A 15,349-nucleotide genomic window follows, 5' to 3' on the forward strand; every position below is an offset into this window, starting at 1 on the left:
CCGACCTACGGCCGGGTCGGCGAGCGGAGCGGTCATGCCTTGGCGGACCACCAGTCGCGGACGAGGCAGAACGGGTGGCCGGCCGGGTCGGCGTAGACGCGCCAGCCTTCTTGGTCGTCGAGGAGGGTGGCGCCGTTGGCGAGGACTTCCGTCTGGGCCTCGTCGAGGTCGGGGACGGCGAAGTCCAGGTGCATCTGCTGGGGGCGGGTGGAGTCGGGCCACTGGGGCGGGCGGTAGTCCTCGACCGGCTGGAAGAGGAGCACGAAGCCGGTGTCGAGGTGGAGGGTCGCGCTGCCGTCGGCGAGGGACCAGCGCTGGTCCGGCTTGTCGACGTCGCCGCCGAGGATCGATCGATAGAACTCGGCGAGCGCCCGGGGTTCGGGGCAGTCGAGGACGACGCATTCGAAGTGTGCCTTCATTGCCGCATCGTAAGGGCCGGGCGCGGTGCGCGAAACGGAATTAAGGGCGGTGGAGCCGCTCCGAGACGGTCGGGTCAGGCGGCGGCGACGAGGGCGTCGTAGCGTTCGCGGGCCTCGATGATGTCGGGGCGGTGGCGTTCGGCCCATTCGAGGAGGCCGGTGAGGTGGCCGTAGAGCTCGCGGGCGGAGTCGGTGGCGGCGTACTCGACCTTGGGCGGGACGGTGGGGTAGACGGTGCGGGTGAGGAGGCCGTCGCGCTCCAGGTTGCGGAGGGTCAGGGTGAGCATGCGGCGGCTGATGCCGGGGACGCTGCGCTCCAGCTCGGTGTAGCGGACCGGGTTGCGGATGGCCGCGACCAGGATCGAGACCGACCACTTGCCGGCGACCCGGTCGATGATCTGGACGATCGGGCACGCTTCGACCTGCACGTCCGACATCGGGACGTCGTCGCATTCGTTCGCCATGGCATGTGCTCCACTTCACAGAGCGGCACTCGCGGGGGATGACCTGGAGAGGAACATCCGTGTATCCCCCGGTACATGAAAGTGCCTTCTTACGGACGGCTCCATTGGAACACATGATTGCTCCAGGAACAAATCGTTCCCCAAGAGCTGAAGGAGCCCCCGCGATGTCCACCGCAACGGAAGTGAGCCTGAGCCGCCGCTGGCTCACCGTCATGGTCCTGCTCGCCGCCCAGGTCATGATCGTCCTCGACCAGAACATCGTCACGATCGCCCTCCCCGCGATCCGCGACGACCTCGGCTTCTCCCCGTCGAACCTGGTCTGGACCGTCAACGCCTACGTGATCCCCTTCGGCGGCCTCTTGCTCCTCGCCGGACGCCTCGGCGACCTCCTCAGCCGCAAATGGGTCTTCATCGCCGGACTGGCCCTGTTCACCCTCTCCTCCGCGGCCATCGGCTTCGCCGACACGCAAGGTCTGCTCCTCGCCGGACGGTTCGTGCAGGGCATCGGCGGCGCCATCGCCTCCGCGGGCCTCCTCGGCATGGTCGTCATGCTCCTGCCCGAACCCGCCGAGCAGGCGAAGGGCATCGGCGCCTTCGGGTTCGCGTCCGCCGGAGGCGGCGCGCTCGGCAGCGTTGTCGGCGGCGTGCTCACCGAGTCGATCGGGTGGGAGTCGATCTTCTTCATCAACGTGCCCCTCGGCCTCATCGTCGGCGTCCTCGCCTGGCGCCTGCTGGCGAACGACCGCGGCATCGGCCTCAAGGCCGGGGCCGACGTGCTCGGCGCAGTCCTCGTCACCGCGGGCGTCATGCTCGGCGTCTACACCCTCATCGAGGTCGAGCACCAGGGCTGGGACTCCATGCGCACCATCGGGTTCGGTGCCCTCGCCGCGCTCCTCCTCGCCGGGTTCCTCGTCCGCCAGGCGAAGGCCGCCACCCCGCTCGTGCCGCTGCGGATCATGTTCTCCCGCAGCGTCGCCGGAGCGAACATCGCCCAGGCCCTCATGGTCGGCGCGGCCTTCGGGTTCATGTACTTCACCGTCCTCTACCTCCAGCAGGTCCTCGGCTTCCAGCCCCTGGACGCGGGCCTCGCGTTCCTGCCCGCCCCGCTCGTCATCGCCGCCGTCTCCCTGTGGGTCGCCCCGCGCCTGCTCACCAGGTTCGCGCCCCGCAAGATCGCCGTCGTCGGCCTCGCCGTCATGGTCCTCGGGTTCGTGCTCTTCGCCCAGATGCGCGCCGACGGCGCCTACCTCACCGACGTGCTCCCCGGCATGGTCACCGCCCCGCTCGGCTTCGGCCTGACCATGCCCGCCCTCATGACCCTCGGCATGGCCGACTCCAGGCCCGAGGACGCCGGCGTCACCTCCGGCCTGTTCAACACCGCCCAGCAGGTCGGCGGCGCCGTCGGCCTCGCCGTCATCAGCACCGCCGTCTCCGCCCGCACCGCCGGGCTCCTCGACGGCGGCGCCGCCCAGGCCGAGGCCCTCACCGCCGGATACCGGCTCGGGTACACCATCGCCGCCGCCATGGTCGCCGTCGCGTTCCTCGTCGCCGTCGCCGTGATCCGGGTCCGCAAGACCGAAGCGGCCCAAGCCGAACCCGTCCCCGCCGCCGCCTGACGGAACGACAGGGCCGCCGTCCCCCGCGAGGGGCGGCGGCCCTGTCGTAACCATTGCTGTTACGATCAGCGCGACCGAGGGGAGGCAGCGATGGCCGCCAACAGCAGACTCACGATCGCCGTCCACGTCCTGACCTGGATGGCGCTGGCGAGACGGCGCGGACGCGAGGTCATGACCTCCGACGAGATCGCCGCGAGCGTCGCCACCAACCCCGTGATCGTCCGCCGCAGCCTCGGCGACCTGCGCGAAGCCGGACTCGTCGAGTCCCGCCGCGGCGCGGGCGCCGGATGGCTCCTCTCCCGCGAGGCGGAGGCGATCTCGCTCCTCGACGTCCACCGGGCGCTCGGCGCCGAACCGCTGTTCGCCCTCCACACCACCGAACCGAACCTCGAATGCCCCGTCGGCCTCGGCATCCGGCCCGCGCTCACCGAGGTCTACGCCGCCGCCGACCGGGCCGTGGCGCGCGAACTCGCCGAGCGCACCGTCGCCGACGTCCTCGCCGACACCCTCACCCACCAGGAGCGACCGTGATTCCTTGCCACGTCTATGAACTGCGCCAGTACACCCTCAAACCGGGACGGCGCGACGAGCTCGTGGAGCTGTTCGAGCGCGAGCTCATCGAGCCGCAGGAGGACGCCGGGATGCGCATCGTCGGCCAGTTCCGCGACCTCGACCGCCCCGACCGCCTCGTGTGGGTCAGGGGCTTCGGCGACATGGCGACCCGCGCCGCCGCGCTCACCGCGTTCTACGGCGGCCCCGTCTGGAAGGAGCACAGCAGGGCCGCCAACGCGACCATGCTCGACTCCGACGACGTGCTCCTGCTCCGCCCGGCCTATCCCGGCGCGGGGTTCCCCGCGCCCGGCGGCGACGAGGCGGGGCGCTTCACCGCCGCCGTCCACCGGAACGCGCCCGGACTCGCCGAGCGCTGCCGCCGCGAGATCGCGCCGCTCGCCTGCCTGGAGACCGAGCCCGCCGAGAACACGTTCCCCGCGCTGCCCGTCCGGACCGGCGAAGACGCCCTCGTCTGGTTCGCCGCAGGGGACGCCGCCCACGACCTGCCCGGACTGGTCCAGACCCTCAGGCTCGAACCCACCGCCGGGTCCAGGCTCCGCTGAACCGCTAGTCCGGGAACGCGATCGCCCACGGCGGCACCGACTCCGTGAGCCACACGCCGTTGTCCGACCGGAAGAACTCATGGCCCTCGGCGGCCATCCGCGCCGCGTCGACCACCAGGACGACCGGCCGCCCGCGGCGCGAGCCCACGCGCACGGCCGTCGCGTAATCGGGCGACAGGTGCACGTCGTGGCGGTCCATCGCCTTCAGGCCCTCCGCGCGGATCGCGGCGAGGAACCCCTCGGCCGTCCCGTGGAACAGCTCCGCGGGCGGGTCGAGGGGCTCCAGGCCCAGGTCCACGTCGACGGTGTGGCCCTGGCTCGCGCGGATGCGGCCGTCGCGGATCACGTACCGGCGCTTGTCGTTGCGCTCCACGACCTCGTCGAGTTCGGCCCGGGTCAGCGGGAAGCGCTGGCGCTCCAGGGCCGCGAGCAGCACGTCCACGTCCACCCAGCCCTGCGCGTCCAGCTCGATCCCGAGCCGCTGCGGGTCGTGGCGCAGGTGCCGCGACAGGTACTTCGAGACCTTGACGAGCCGCCGTTCGTCCATCGGACCTACTGCTGCGCCTGCTGCTGGGCGGCGCCGATCGCCTGGAGGACGAGCGCGACCTCCTCGGGCCGGCCGACCTTCAGGTTGACCTTCTTCTGCTTGCCGTCGGGCAGGATGCGCAGCACGTTCGTGCCGTCGAACCACAGCCGCTCGCCCTTGGCCGCGCCGTACGTCCCGGCACGGAAGCCCAGCGGCGAGTGCAGGTAGACGGTGCCCGCCTCGTACGAGGCGTACGGGTTCACGAACGTCAGGATGCCGATGAGCAGGAGCAGCGGGCCGAGGATGACGGCGACCTGGAACTCGCCGACCAGCAGGTTCAGCACGCCGATCACCAGCAGCAGGGCGCCGACGACGGTGAACAGCACCGGGTACCAGGTCTTGTACCGGACCTTCAGGGGCTGCGGGGCAGGTGGGTAGGCCATGGGGGCACTCCAGTCTTCATGGGGGAAGGGGGCGCCGCCAGCGTACCGGCCTCACCCCAACTGCGTCATGTCGATGTAGGTGGTGTCGCCGTCCTGGCGCCTGTCGGTGATCCGGAAGAGCGCGCCCCGGTCGTAGAGGACCTCGTCCTGGTGCCCGAGGCTCGAATCGCGGCTCACGTCGCGCCCGGTCATCCCGTCGACCCTGAAGATGGCGCCGGGGCGCCGCTCGCCGGAGAAGCCCCCGGTGGCGATGGTCTTGAACCGGTTCGCGGTCGCCTCGCTCTTGGACGTGCTCATGAACGCGGGGTCGGAGTACAGGTCGCCCTTCTTGTACTTGTCGAGCCATGCCCCGCCGGGCAGTCCGCGCCAGGTCACCCGCTCGTCGGGCACCGGGCGCTTCTTCAGCTCCGCCGCGATGTCGTCGGCCTGCTTGTCGAGCCGGGCCTTGTCCTCCGCGCTGTACTTGGACTTGTCCGTCGTGCGCAGATACCGGTTCAGCTCGTCGCTGTCGTCCGTGTAGCGGCGGATCGGGTCGTCGGCCGGGCCCTGGTCGCCCCGGCTGCTGCCCTCGCCGCCCCGCTCGCGGGTCTTGGGCGTCGGCGGCGAGAACCCGCCGTCGTCGAGCGCCCTGGTGAGAATCCGCGCCCCGACGCCGGACCCGGCGTCGCTGTCGCTGTCGGAGCCGTCTCCGTTCTTGCTCTTAGCCATTGAGAATCCTCGTGGTGGCCATGCCCATGAGCTGGTCGATGATGAGTCCGGTGATCTGCTTGAAGATCGGGATCTGCGCCAGCGAGGCCCCGAACGTGACGGGCGCGGTCGCCAGCGCCCAGGCGATCTGGAACGCCAGGATCGCGAGCTGCACGATGACCTGGATCTTCAGGGCCAGGACGATCCCGGCCATGACCGTCAGCCCGATGTTGAGCTGGTTGGCCGGGTCCGCGGCCTTGGACAGGGCGGCGGGGGACGACTCCTCGGCCTCCCACTCGCGCTGGAAGGCGTCGATGTGCGATCCGGAGTTGTTCTCCAGGAGCGTGCGCGCCGCGGACTGGAGCCCCTCGACCCGCTCGGCGACCCTGTCGGCCATGCCGGTCCACTCGCCGGCCAGGTTGAACATCGACTCCTCATCGGACTCGGGCCAGTCGTAGCCGAGCACGCCCAGCAGGCCGATGAGCTCTCCGGGTAGTTGCATGCCCATGGGATGCGTTCTCCTTGCGGGGGAAACGGATACGGTCGTGCGGAAGGCGGAGCCGCCGCCGCGGTCAGACGGCCGCGGACCTCGAACCGAGGTCGCCCTGGAGCCTGGTGAAGGACTGGACGACCTCCTCCTCGACCGCGTCGTGGTCGTCGGCCATGCCGCGCACCGCCTCGGAGAGACCGGTCAGGTCCTCGACGACGCCGGTGAAGCAGTCGGAGAGCGCTCCCATGCACGTTTCGTGCGCGATCCCGCCCAAGGTGCCGATGGTGTCCCCGCCGAAGGCGTCCGCGTACTGCCCGACCGTCGCGGTGAACTCGTCGAGCAGCGCCTGCACCTCGTCCTTCGCCGCGTCGAGCTCGTCCGCGCACCGGCGCATCGTCTCGGGGTCGACATCGAAGCCCGCCATGGCCATCGGCCTCCTCTGTACATTCAGGCCTTTCGAGCCGGACTATACCCGAGCGAAGCTACGGGAACGTTTCACGGCCGACGCCGGGACCCGTGGCGTCCATCAGAGCTGCGTCAGCGAGCACGCCAGCGCGAGCAGCGGGAGCAGGCCCTGCTTGAGCGCCGACGACGCCATCGAGCGGTCCCGCGTCACCAGCACCAGCGCCGCCAGCAGCATCGAGCCGCACGAGGACACGATCAGCGTCCACCCCACCGCGGGCTCGGTCCGCACCAGCGCCGCGCCCACCAGGGCCCCGACGGCCAGGAACAGGTTGTACCAGCCCTGGTTGTACGCCCACGGCCGCACCGCCTCCAGGTCCGCGGGGTCGGTCTTGAAGGTCGCCTGGTGGACCTTCGGGTCGGCGAAGCGCACGCTCTCCATGACGAAGATGTAGACGTGGAGGAGCCCGGCGAGGGCGGCGAGGATCTGAACTGCCAGCAGCATGGAAGCAGTCTCGCCCATCCGCGCCGATCGCGCCAGTGTTCCAGGTCGATGCGGAGGTCGCACCCGGCGGTTACGCTTGGTGCCCATGAGCCGCGATCAGACTCCTGCGACGGGGAAGACGAGGGACGAGCGCGTCCGGGCCGCATTCAAGGGCCTGTGGACCGCGCTCGCCCAGATCGCCGTCGCGGTCGCCGTGGCGATCGCCCTCGTCCTCATCGGCGCCGCCGTCGGCAGCGGGTCCAAACCGGACGACACCGACTGGGAGGGCTTCGAGTGGGTCCTCGCCGCGCTCGCCGCCGGCCCCCTCGCCGCCGCCGTCGCCGGACCGCTCATCGCCCGCAGGCTGCGCCTGGCCGCCTGGCCCGCGTTCTTCTGCCCCGTCCTCGCCGCGGTCGCCGTGGTCTACGGCGGCGGGTCCGGCGGGCTCGTCCTCGGCTTCGCGGCCCTCGTCGCCGCCGCCGTGGCGATCGGCTTCGCGGGCGGCCTGCGCGTGCGCTAGTCGTCGCCGAGGACGCGCAGGTCCGGGGGCACGAGCGTGCGCGTGTGGAGCAGCTCGGTGATGAGGTTGTGGTTGAGCATGTTCCCCACCGGCTCGCCGACCTCCTCGCGCGTCAGGCCCGGCACGCCCGCGCCCGACAGGCGCTTGCGCACGTTCGCCACCAGGTGCTCGACCTTCTTCGGCCGCCACTGCCCGCCGCCGAGCCGGCTCAGCTCGACCGCGACCTGCTTCCACGACACCGGCTGCGGGTACGCCTCGTGCAGCAGGTACCGCTGCGCCAGGCACACCAGCGCCAGCCGCTCGTCGGCGGCCAGGCGCCACGGCCGGTCCTTCAGCGTCGCCGCGCCGGGCGCGGGCGGCGGCAGCCTGCCGTCGTCGCCGGACACGTACAGCTCCACCAGGTGCCTGCGCCGCGCGGTGCCGCTGATGAACACCGGCGTGTACCCGGTCAGGACCGGCACCGGCTCGTCCTCGGGGAACAGCGTGCGCGAGCCGGGGAGCTGGAGCGGCAGGTGCCCGGTGTTCGCCAGCCACCAGTGCCCGCCGACGCGCGCGACGCGGCCGTGCGCGCGGCTGACGCGGCGGTCGTCCTCGCCCACGCACACGTGCACGTCAGGCCGGTTTCGTCCGAACAGGACGACCCGGTCCTCCTTGGGGCGGAACCGGACCCCGCCCGAGACCGACAGCGCGTAGATCGTCCCCGGCACCGTGTCGGCCACCCCGAACGCCAGGCTCGCATGGTCGGGCGGCAGCGGTTCGATCCCCTCCACCTGCGGGATGTCAGTCATCTCGGCCTCCGGTCTCCTCCCGCCCACCTTCGCACGCCCCGTTCGGGACCACTCCCGGATCAGGCGTCGGGGAGGGCCTCGGCGACCGACCGGGCCAGGTCGGTCGCCAGGTCGCACAGGTCGTCCTGCGCGGCCGTCTCGTCGCCGAAGACCTGGACGCGGACGTTCTCGGCGACGGTGGAGCCGTCGCCGTCGACGCTGGGGTACTGCCGGTGGACGACCGTGACGAGGCACGAGTGCTCGCCCCAGTCGTCGCCCCTGACGACGGCCGTGCGCCCGGCGAGGTCGATGAGGTCGTACTCCTCGGCGGTGGGCGGCTCGTTGAAGTCGAAGCTGACGTGGACCTCGTCGGCGCTGGTGGTCGAGTACCAGTCGCACCGCCAGTCGCCGAAGGCGCGGTAGGGGGCGTGGGCGTTGACGCCCGGGAAGCGTTCCAGCGCTTCGTTGTCGAGCAGGTCGCAGGCGTCGAGGTAGTAGGTCGAGGCGGGGTCGGGCGACTGCGCGCGCCGGGGGACCTCGCCCTCGGCGAGGACGGCGAGCGCGCCCTCGACGGCGGTGTCGGCGATGGCGCACAGGTCGGCGTCGCCGCTCTCGTCCTGCGTCGCCTCGATCGAGACGATGTCGCGGCCGTCGGGCAGGACGAGGTTGCGCTTGCACCCCGCGTGGTCGCCCTCGTAGCGGATGACGCCGATCGGGCCCTCCATCGTCGTCTCGCCCGGGTCCGGCTCCTGCTCGCTGCTGTAGAAGTACAGCTCCACGTTCGTGTAGCCGACCTCGGTGTCGATGAAGACGTTGCAGTGGGGCCAGCCGCCGTAGTCCGAGTCGAGCCGGGTCTCCCCGAACTCCCCGAGCCGGTCGAGGTCGAGCAGGGCGCACGGATCGGCGGTGCGCTCGTCCCCGAGGTAGTCCGCGGCGACGCCGCCGCCGGGATCGCCGCCCGGCTCGCCGCCGGACTCGGCGGGCCGCAGCGCGGGCCACAGGACCGCGGCGAGGACGACGAGGGCCGAGGCCGCGGCGGCGGCCCCGATCCATCTGCGGCGCATGGGCTTGCGGGCGCGGCCGCTCACCGGCTCGCCGGAGAGGCGCGCGAGCGCGGCCTGGGCCTCGCCGATGCCGATGCGCCGCTTCGGGTCGGCTTCGAGGAGCCGGTCCAGGACCGGCTCCAGGCTCCCGGCCTGCTTCGGCGCGACCCGGTCGCCTTGGGCGGTGCGCCACAGCAGCGCGTGGGCGTTGCCCTCGCCGAACGGGGTGGTCCCCTCGACGGCGTGGAAGAGGGTGGCGCCCAGGGAGAACACGTCGGCCGCGGCGGTGTACCGGCCGCCGCGCACCACCTCGGGGGCGACGTAGCCGGGCGTGCCGGTGACCGCGCCGGTCCCGGTGAGCGTGGGCTCGGCGTGGACCTGGCGGGCGATGCCGAAGTCGGCGAGCTTCGCCTGGCCCTGCTCGGTGACGAGCACGTTGGCGGGCTTGATGTCGCGGTGGAGGATGCCCTCGGCGTGCACCGCCTCCAGGCCGCCCGCGAGCTGCGCGCCGTAGCGGGCGGCGGCGTCGGCGCCGACGGTGCCGAGGTCGGCGAGGGAGCTGCCCGCGACGAACTCCATGACGATCCAGTGGTCGCCCTTGTCCTCGACCAGGTCGTGGACGGTGACGACGTGGGGGTGGTTCAGGCTCGCCAGGGCCTCGGACTCCTTGCGCACCTTGGCCGCCGCCGCGCGGTCGCCGCCGGACAGGGCCCGCTTGAGGGCCACCGGCCGGTCGTGGAGCCGCTCGTCGGCCGCCCGCCAGACCTCGCCCTGACTGCCCGACCCGAGGCGCTCCTCAAGCCGGTACCGACCGCCCACGACGTGCCCAGCGCGCACTGGCCGCTCCCACCGATAACCCGAATGGCCCCCATGTGCCGTGCTCCACCTTAATGCACCGGAGCGAACCGGTTACTCCCCAACAGGAGCGGTGAAGCCCGTTTGCGTCGCCTGCCCGTCGTAGACGCCGCCGAGGACGTCGGCCACCCGGATCGGCCTCCCGAGGGTCGCCGAGAGGTAGACCGCGCGTACCGTGGCGAGCGCCAGGAGCCCGTCGTCGAGCGTCACCCACGGATCGCGGCCCTCGCGCACGGCCGCGGCGATGTCGGTCCACTGCGTCAGGTGCGGGTTCGCGTACCCGCCCTGCGGGGTCTCGGCGGCGTCGCGCAGCTCGCGGGCGACCTGGTCGCCGTCGAGGCCCTCGGCGTCTCGCGTGTGCAGGAACGTCAGCTCGTCGGCGGCGATCACCGCCGACCCGTCGGTGCCGTGGACCTGAAGGCGCACACCGAGGTCCGGGTAGGCCGTGGTGGTCGCGTGGAGCGTGGCGAGCGCGCCGCCCTCGAAGCGGAGGATCGCGACGGCCACGTCCTCGACCTCGATGCGCTCGTGCCCCAGGCGCGCGGTGTGGGCGGTGACCTCGACGGGCGTGCCGAGGAACCACAGCAGCAGGTCGAGGGTGTGGACGCCCTGGTTCATGAGGGCCCCGCCGCCGTCGAGCGCCCAGGTGCCGCGCCAGTCCGCGGAGTCGTAGTACGCCTGGGTGCGGAACCAGTCGATGTTGGCGACCGCGGAGGTCACGGTCCCGAAGCGCCCCGCCTTGAGCGCGTTGTGGACCGCGAGGGACGCCGGGTCGTGGCGGTGCTGGGAGATGACGGCGACGACCTGGCCGGGCCGCTCGTCGGCGGCGGCCTTCAGGCGCCGGGCCGGGCCCATCGCGACGTCGAGGGGCTTCTCCACGACGACGTGGACGCCCGCTTCGAGCGCTTCGAGGGCGAGGTCGGCGTGGGTGCCGCTGAGGGTGCACACGGCGACGACGTCCACGCCGCCCGCCGCGAGCGCCGACGCGAGGTCGGGGTGGACGCCCGGCCGCGGGCGGCCCAGCGCGGCGAGCTGGTCGGCGACCGCCTCGGCCGCGGGCGCGTACGGGTCGACCAGGGCCGCGACCTCCAGGTCGGGGGAGTGGGCGGCGACCTCGGCGTGGAGGCGGCCGATGACGCCGCAGCCGACGACGGCCACGCGAAGGGGTGCTTCAGTGCTCATAGTGCTTGTGCTCCTTGGCATTCGGCGATCGAGGGGGAACGTTGCCCGGGGAGGGCCGGAAATTAACGGCCCGCACCCGCTTGACTTACTAACACTAATGGATTTAGTTTATTGGCACCACGACGACCGGCCCGAACGGATCACGGGCCAGAACCCTCTCAGGAGTTTCAATGATGAAACTGTCCAGGCGCCACGTGCTCGCAGCGGGCTCCAGCGGTGCGGTGGTCGCCCTCGCGGGCACCGCCGCATGCAGCGACCCCGGAGCGAACGGCGAGACCGAGGACCTCGACCCCTCGGCCGACGTCACCATCTCCGTCGGCGACCAGCCGACCGAGGACAAGCCCGAAGAGCTCGCGGCCTTCAACGACCGCGTCGCCGAGTTCGAGGCCGCCAACGCCAACATCACGCTCGAACCCTCCGCCGAGGTCTGGGAGGCCCAGACCTTCCAGGCGAAGCTCGCCGGGGGCACCCTCCCCACGGTCATGGGCGTGTCCCTCACCTACAGCTACGAGCTCATCGAGAACGGCCAGCTGCCGAACATGACCCCCTACCTCGACGAGCTCGACCTCACCAAGGACCTCAACCCCCTCGCCCTCGACAACGTCAAGGACGACGACGGCAACGTCTACACCATCCCCACCGGCCTGTTCTCGGTCGGCATCGCCTACAACCGCAACGTCTTCGAGCAGGCCGGGCTCGACCCCGACACCCCGCCCGCCACGTGGGACGACGTGCGCGCCTTCGCCCAGCAGATCAAGGCGAACGTCCCCGGCGTCACCCCCTACGCGCAGATGACCACCAACAACACCGGCGGGTGGATGCTCACCACCATGACGTACGCCAACGGCGGGCGCATCCAGGACGACGCCGGGACCGAGTCCGTCATGGGCGAGGAGACCATCGCCGCGCTCCAGCTCCTCCACGACATGCGCTGGGTCGACGACACCATGGGCCGCGAGTTCCTCTACGACCAGGAGAGCGTGCGCCAGGCCTTCGCGGGCGGCACCATCGGCATGGTCCTCCAGGCCCCCGACGCGTACAACACCCTCGTGCGCGACTACGCCTTCGACCCCGCCCACTTCGGCATCGGCCAGCTCCCGCAGGGCGGCTCCGGCGCCAACGGCACCCTCACCGGCGGCACCCTGAAGCTGTTCGACGCCAAGGCCACCCCGAACCAGCTCCTCGCCGCCGCCAAGTGGATCAAGTTCTACGACTTCGACAAGTACTACGACGAGACCGCCGCCCTCGACGACGCCGAGACCAACGCGGCCGCCGGGAACCCCGTCGGCCTCCCCGGCCTCCCGCCGGTCTCCCAGGAGATCTACGACCGGTACCTGGGCTGGATCGAGCCGCACATCAACGTCCCCCTGGAGCAGTTCGCGGGCTACACCTCCTCGACGCTGCCGCTCATCGCCGAACCCCCGGCGGGCACCCAGCAGACGTACGCCGCCCTCGACCCCGTCGTGCAGCAGATCCTCACCGACGAGCACGCCGACATCGCCCAGGCCGTCGCCGACGCAAGCGAGGTCCTCAACGGGATCATCGCGCAGGCCGCCCGGTAGGACCCGAGCCGCCGGCCGGGCCCCGCGCCGGGCCCGGCCGGCCTCGGAAACGGAGACCTCCCATGACAAAGATCCTCGAAGCGGCGGCCGCGGCCCCGGCCGCGAAGCGCCGCAAGCGGTTCAACCTCACGCGCTGGGCGCGCGGCGGCGGCCTGCACGCCGTGCTCTTCGCGGTCCCGGTCGTGCTCGTGTACGCGTACTTCAGCTGGGGCCCGGTGGTCCAGGGGCTCGTCCTGAGCTTCCAGAAGACCAACCTCATCCAGCCCGCCGAATGGGTCGGCTGGTCGAACTTCACGTACGTGCTCGCCGACCCCGGCCTCGTCCAGGCCTCGCTCAACACCGCGTACTTCGCGCTCCTGGCCCTTGTGTTCGGCTTCCCGATCCCGATCATCCTCGCCGTGCTCATCAACGAGCTGCGCAAGTACGACGCGCTGTACAACGCGCTCGCCTACCTCCCGGCGATCGTCCCGCCCGTGGCCGCGATCCTGCTGTGGAAGTTCTTCTACGACCCCGACGCGACGGGCATGTTCAACACCGCGCTCGGCTGGATCGGCCTGGGGCCCTTCCCGTGGCTCAACGCCGAGAACTCCGCCATGCCCTCGATCGTCCTGTACGCCACGTGGGCCGGGGCCGGGTCCACCGCGATCATCTACATCGCCGCGCTGTCGACCGTGCGCACCGAGCTGTACGAGGCCGCGGAGATCGACGGCGCCGGGATCGGGCGCCGCATCTGGCACATCACCCTCCCGCAGCTGCGGAACGTCATCTTCGTGATGATGCTCCTCCAGCTCATCGGCACGTTCCAGATCTTCACCGAGCCGTTCCTGTTCACCGGCGGCGGCCCCAACAACGCGACCCAGACGATCCTGCTGAAGATCTACAACTACGCGTTCGTCAACGGCGACTTCGGGGCCGCGACCGCGCTCAGCGTCCTCCTCGCGGCGTTCCTGGGGCTGCTCTCGGTCGTCTACTACTTCGTCACCAAGCGATGGAGCACCTCATGAGCGAGCTCAAGGAACGCGGCGTCGTCTCCACCGCCGACCGCAGGCGCCCCTCCGTGCGGGCCTGGTTCGGCGTCGCGCAGACGGTCCTGTTGATCGTCCTCATCGTCTCCGGCCTCGGCCCGCTCCTGTGGGCCGCCAAGGCCTCCGTGTCGCCCTCCAACGACATCGTGTCCGACCCGATGGGGATCTGGTTCAGCCCCAACGACTGGGGCAACCTCGCCCTCGCCTGGAACGGCGCCCGCATCGGGCAGTCCCTGGGCAACACCGTGATCCTCGCGGTCGGGTCCACGCTGTCCACGCTCATCGTCTCCGTCGCGGCGGCGTTCCTGCTCAGCGTGCTGCGCCCCAAGTGGGGGCCGTGGCTGTCGGGCGCGATCCTCGCGACCCTGTTCCTGCCCGGCGTCGTCTCGTTCGTGCCGCTGTACCTGACGATCCTCGACATGCCGCTGCTGCACGTCAGCCTCCAGGACACGTTCTGGGCGGTCTGGCTGCCCGCCGGGGCCAGCGCGTTCAACGTCGTGGTCCTCAAGCGGTTCTTCGACTCGATCCCGCGCGAGTACATGGAGGCGGCGACCATCGACGGGGCCGGGCCGATGCGCGTGCTCACCATGGTGGTGCTGCCGCTGTCGCGGCCGATCCTCGGCGTCATCGTGCTGCTGTCGATCGTGGGGTCGTGGAAGGAGTTCCTGTGGCCCATGCTGGTCCTGTCGAACCCCGACCTCCAGCCGGTCTCGGTGATGCTGCCGCGGCTGGCGACCGGCAACTCGCCGCTGGCGGTCCAGATGGCCGCCGTGTTCCTGTCCATCATCATCCCCGTGGTGCTCTTCGCGATCTTCCAGAAGCAGTTCCTCCGCGGGGTCGGCACCGCAGGAGGTGTGAAGGGATGACGTCCCTCAACGGAGCCCGGGTCCTCGTCACGGGCGCCTCGGGCCGCATCGGCCCGGTCGCGGTCGCGCACCTGCGCGCCGCGGGCGCCCAGGTCACGACGCTGTCCATACAGGAGAACCCGGGCCTGGAGGCCGAGCGGGTCCTGTTGGGCGACACCCGGTCCCAGGAGGACGTCCGGGCCGCGCTGGAGGGCGCCGACTTCGTCGTGCACCTCGCCGCGCTCGCGCACCGCGACATCGCCCCGCCCTACGACGTGTACTCCGTGAACGTCGTCTCGACGTTCAACGTGCTCGCCCAGGCCGGGGCCGCCGGGGTGGGCCGGGCGGTCGTGGCCGGGAGCATCAACGCCTACGGGCTGCCGATGAACCGCCACGACGTGACGCCCGCGTACTTCCCGCTCGACACCGACATCCCCGTCGACATCGCCGACTGGTACTCGCTCTCGAAGCACCACGGCGAGGGCACCGCGCGGATGGCGTGGCGGCAGTGGGGGATCGACGTGGTCACGCTGCGGTTCCCGCACGTCCACGACGAGCACGCGCTCATGGCCCAGTCCAAGCAGCTCGAAGCGGACCCGCGGCCGGGCCTGCGGGAGGCCTGGTCGTACCTGCACACCGAGGACGCCGCGCGCGCGATCGTCCTGGCGCTCACCGCGACGACCACCGGCGCGCACGCGTTCTTCCTGGCCGCCAACGACACCATCGCGCCGTACCGGACCGAGGCGATGCTGGAGGCGTTCGCGCCCGCCGCGCCCCGACTGCGCCGCTTCGTGGAGCGCGAGGTCCCGATCGACCTGACGCCCGCAAGGGAGCTCATCGGCTTCGAGGCGCACCGCCGCCTGCCCGTGCCGACGCTCGACCTCCCGGCCGAGTTCCGGTGACC

General features: G+C 71.5%; 19 protein-coding genes. 8 read left to right on the forward strand and 11 right to left on the reverse strand.

From position 1 onward, the window contains the following. Positions 1-32: 32 nt before the first annotated feature. Positions 33-419, reverse strand: a complete 387-nt coding sequence (locus ACFFXY_RS09295; RefSeq protein WP_382348800.1) for a VOC family protein — start codon at positions 417-419, stop codon at positions 33-35. A 74-nt stretch (positions 420-493) separates the two neighbouring features. After that, positions 494-883: a winged helix-turn-helix transcriptional regulator gene (locus tag ACFFXY_RS09300; protein ID WP_382348803.1), complete on the reverse strand. Its 390-nt coding sequence runs from the start codon at positions 881-883 to the stop codon at positions 494-496. Positions 884-1,047: 164 nt separating this feature from the next. On the opposite strand from ACFFXY_RS09300, the gene ACFFXY_RS09305 reads away from it, so the two are divergent. The 3 genes from ACFFXY_RS09305 (at position 1,048) to ACFFXY_RS09315 (ending at position 3,614) form a co-directional block, all read left to right on the forward strand. Further along, positions 1,048-2,499 (forward strand): MFS transporter, encoded by a 1,452-nt coding sequence (locus ACFFXY_RS09305; RefSeq protein WP_382348806.1) that lies wholly within the window; start codon positions 1,048-1,050, stop codon positions 2,497-2,499. A gap of 90 nt (positions 2,500-2,589) precedes the next feature. Beyond that, positions 2,590-3,030, forward strand: a complete 441-nt coding sequence (locus tag ACFFXY_RS09310) for an Rrf2 family transcriptional regulator (protein ID WP_382348809.1) — start codon at positions 2,590-2,592, stop codon at positions 3,028-3,030. Further along, positions 3,027-3,614 (forward strand): NIPSNAP family protein, encoded by a 588-nt coding sequence (locus tag ACFFXY_RS09315; protein WP_382348812.1) that lies wholly within the window; start codon positions 3,027-3,029, stop codon positions 3,612-3,614. Before ACFFXY_RS09310 ends, ACFFXY_RS09315 begins: the two co-directional genes overlap by 4 nt. Before the next feature lie 4 nt (positions 3,615-3,618). On the opposite strand, the gene ACFFXY_RS09320 is transcribed toward ACFFXY_RS09315, so the two are convergent. The 6 genes from ACFFXY_RS09320 to ACFFXY_RS09345 form a co-directional block, all read right to left on the reverse strand. Then, complete coding sequence (locus ACFFXY_RS09320; RefSeq protein ID WP_382348815.1) at positions 3,619-4,161, reverse strand: RNA 2'-phosphotransferase; 543 nt, start codon at positions 4,159-4,161, stop codon at positions 3,619-3,621. Positions 4,162-4,166: 5 nt separating this feature from the next. Continuing rightward, a complete protein-coding gene (locus ACFFXY_RS09325; RefSeq protein ID WP_382348818.1) occupies positions 4,167-4,583 on the reverse strand; it encodes a hypothetical protein in 417 nt (138 codons plus the stop codon). Positions 4,584-4,634: 51 nt separating this feature from the next. After that, entirely contained in the window at positions 4,635-5,291 is a 657-nt protein-coding gene (locus ACFFXY_RS09330; RefSeq protein WP_382348821.1) for an ADP-ribosyltransferase, read from the reverse strand. After that, positions 5,284-5,778, reverse strand: coding sequence for a WXG100-like domain-containing protein (locus ACFFXY_RS09335; RefSeq protein WP_382348824.1), 495 nt, complete (start codon positions 5,776-5,778; stop codon positions 5,284-5,286). The genes ACFFXY_RS09330 and ACFFXY_RS09335 overlap by 8 nt, the downstream gene beginning before the upstream one ends. 64 nt (positions 5,779-5,842) lie before the next feature. After that, entirely contained in the window at positions 5,843-6,184 is a 342-nt protein-coding gene (locus tag ACFFXY_RS09340; RefSeq protein ID WP_382348827.1) for a WXG100 family type VII secretion target, read from the reverse strand. Between the two features lie 102 nt (positions 6,185-6,286). Then, positions 6,287-6,667, reverse strand: coding sequence for a DUF1304 domain-containing protein (locus ACFFXY_RS09345; RefSeq protein ID WP_382348830.1), 381 nt, complete (start codon positions 6,665-6,667; stop codon positions 6,287-6,289). Positions 6,668-6,752: 85 nt separating this feature from the next. Between ACFFXY_RS09345 and ACFFXY_RS09350 the strand changes: the two genes are divergently transcribed. Then, positions 6,753-7,166: a hypothetical protein gene (locus ACFFXY_RS09350; protein WP_382348833.1), complete on the forward strand. Its 414-nt coding sequence runs from the start codon at positions 6,753-6,755 to the stop codon at positions 7,164-7,166. Here ACFFXY_RS09350 and ACFFXY_RS09355 read toward each other — a convergent pair. The 3 genes from ACFFXY_RS09355 to ACFFXY_RS09365 form a co-directional block, all read right to left on the reverse strand. Next, positions 7,163-7,954, reverse strand: coding sequence for an FHA domain-containing protein (locus ACFFXY_RS09355; protein WP_382348836.1), 792 nt, complete (start codon positions 7,952-7,954; stop codon positions 7,163-7,165). The two genes, ACFFXY_RS09350 and ACFFXY_RS09355, sit on opposite strands and share 4 nt — an antisense overlap. 59 nt (positions 7,955-8,013) lie before the next feature. Further along, positions 8,014-9,813: a serine/threonine-protein kinase gene (locus ACFFXY_RS09360; RefSeq protein WP_382348839.1), complete on the reverse strand. Its 1,800-nt coding sequence runs from the start codon at positions 9,811-9,813 to the stop codon at positions 8,014-8,016. A 72-nt stretch (positions 9,814-9,885) separates the two neighbouring features. After that, on the reverse strand, positions 9,886-11,013 hold the full coding sequence (locus ACFFXY_RS09365) for a Gfo/Idh/MocA family protein (RefSeq protein WP_382348842.1): 1,128 nt from the start codon (positions 11,011-11,013) through the stop codon (positions 9,886-9,888). 170 nt (positions 11,014-11,183) lie between these two features. Here ACFFXY_RS09365 and ACFFXY_RS09370 point away from each other — a divergent pair, with 170 nt between their 5' ends. From ACFFXY_RS09370 to ACFFXY_RS09385, 4 genes are all read left to right on the forward strand, one after another. Continuing rightward, complete coding sequence (locus ACFFXY_RS09370) at positions 11,184-12,575, forward strand: extracellular solute-binding protein (protein ID WP_382348845.1); 1,392 nt, start codon at positions 11,184-11,186, stop codon at positions 12,573-12,575. 62 nt (positions 12,576-12,637) lie between these two features. Beyond that, positions 12,638-13,579 (forward strand): carbohydrate ABC transporter permease, encoded by a 942-nt coding sequence (locus ACFFXY_RS09375; protein WP_382348849.1) that lies wholly within the window; start codon positions 12,638-12,640, stop codon positions 13,577-13,579. Then, entirely contained in the window at positions 13,576-14,466 is an 891-nt protein-coding gene (locus ACFFXY_RS09380) for a carbohydrate ABC transporter permease (protein ID WP_382348852.1), read from the forward strand. The genes ACFFXY_RS09375 and ACFFXY_RS09380 overlap by 4 nt, the downstream gene beginning before the upstream one ends. After that, positions 14,463-15,347, forward strand: coding sequence for an NAD-dependent epimerase/dehydratase family protein (locus ACFFXY_RS09385; RefSeq protein ID WP_382348855.1), 885 nt, complete (start codon positions 14,463-14,465; stop codon positions 15,345-15,347). Before ACFFXY_RS09380 ends, ACFFXY_RS09385 begins: the two co-directional genes overlap by 4 nt. Positions 15,348-15,349: the final 2 nt, after the last annotated feature.

Source organism: Glycomyces mayteni, from assembly GCF_042428885.1.
Taxonomy (GTDB): Bacteria; Actinomycetota; Actinomycetes; order Mycobacteriales; family Micromonosporaceae; genus Glycomyces; species Glycomyces mayteni.

Excerpts from the sequence above, each read along its gene's own strand:
- ACFFXY_RS09305 (WP_382348806.1), top strand. The coding sequence starts at position 1,048 with ATGTCCACCGCAACGGAAGTGAGCCTGAGCCGCCGCTGGCTCACCGTC.
- ACFFXY_RS09330 (WP_382348821.1), bottom strand. The coding sequence starts at position 5,291 with ATGGCTAAGAGCAAGAACGGAGACGGCTCCGACAGCGACAGCGACGCC.
- ACFFXY_RS09385 (WP_382348855.1), top strand. The coding sequence starts at position 14,463 with ATGACGTCCCTCAACGGAGCCCGGGTCCTCGTCACGGGCGCCTCGGGC.
- ACFFXY_RS09375 (WP_382348849.1), top strand. The coding sequence starts at position 12,638 with ATGACAAAGATCCTCGAAGCGGCGGCCGCGGCCCCGGCCGCGAAGCGC.
- ACFFXY_RS09355 (WP_382348836.1), bottom strand. The coding sequence starts at position 7,954 with ATGACTGACATCCCGCAGGTGGAGGGGATCGAACCGCTGCCGCCCGAC.
- ACFFXY_RS09320 (WP_382348815.1), bottom strand. The coding sequence starts at position 4,161 with ATGGACGAACGGCGGCTCGTCAAGGTCTCGAAGTACCTGTCGCGGCAC.
- ACFFXY_RS09380 (WP_382348852.1), top strand. The coding sequence starts at position 13,576 with ATGAGCGAGCTCAAGGAACGCGGCGTCGTCTCCACCGCCGACCGCAGG.
- ACFFXY_RS09335 (WP_382348824.1), bottom strand. The coding sequence starts at position 5,778 with ATGGGCATGCAACTACCCGGAGAGCTCATCGGCCTGCTGGGCGTGCTC.
- ACFFXY_RS09350 (WP_382348833.1), top strand. The coding sequence starts at position 6,753 with ATGAGCCGCGATCAGACTCCTGCGACGGGGAAGACGAGGGACGAGCGC.
- ACFFXY_RS09370 (WP_382348845.1), top strand. The coding sequence starts at position 11,184 with ATGATGAAACTGTCCAGGCGCCACGTGCTCGCAGCGGGCTCCAGCGGT.
- ACFFXY_RS09295 (WP_382348800.1), bottom strand. The coding sequence starts at position 419 with ATGAAGGCACACTTCGAATGCGTCGTCCTCGACTGCCCCGAACCCCGG.
- ACFFXY_RS09310 (WP_382348809.1), top strand. The coding sequence starts at position 2,590 with ATGGCCGCCAACAGCAGACTCACGATCGCCGTCCACGTCCTGACCTGG.
- ACFFXY_RS09365 (WP_382348842.1), bottom strand. The coding sequence starts at position 11,013 with ATGAGCACTGAAGCACCCCTTCGCGTGGCCGTCGTCGGCTGCGGCGTC.
- ACFFXY_RS09325 (WP_382348818.1), bottom strand. The coding sequence starts at position 4,583 with ATGGCCTACCCACCTGCCCCGCAGCCCCTGAAGGTCCGGTACAAGACC.
- ACFFXY_RS09300 (WP_382348803.1), bottom strand. The coding sequence starts at position 883 with ATGGCGAACGAATGCGACGACGTCCCGATGTCGGACGTGCAGGTCGAA.
- ACFFXY_RS09345 (WP_382348830.1), bottom strand. The coding sequence starts at position 6,667 with ATGCTGCTGGCAGTTCAGATCCTCGCCGCCCTCGCCGGGCTCCTCCAC.
- ACFFXY_RS09340 (WP_382348827.1), bottom strand. The coding sequence starts at position 6,184 with ATGGCGGGCTTCGATGTCGACCCCGAGACGATGCGCCGGTGCGCGGAC.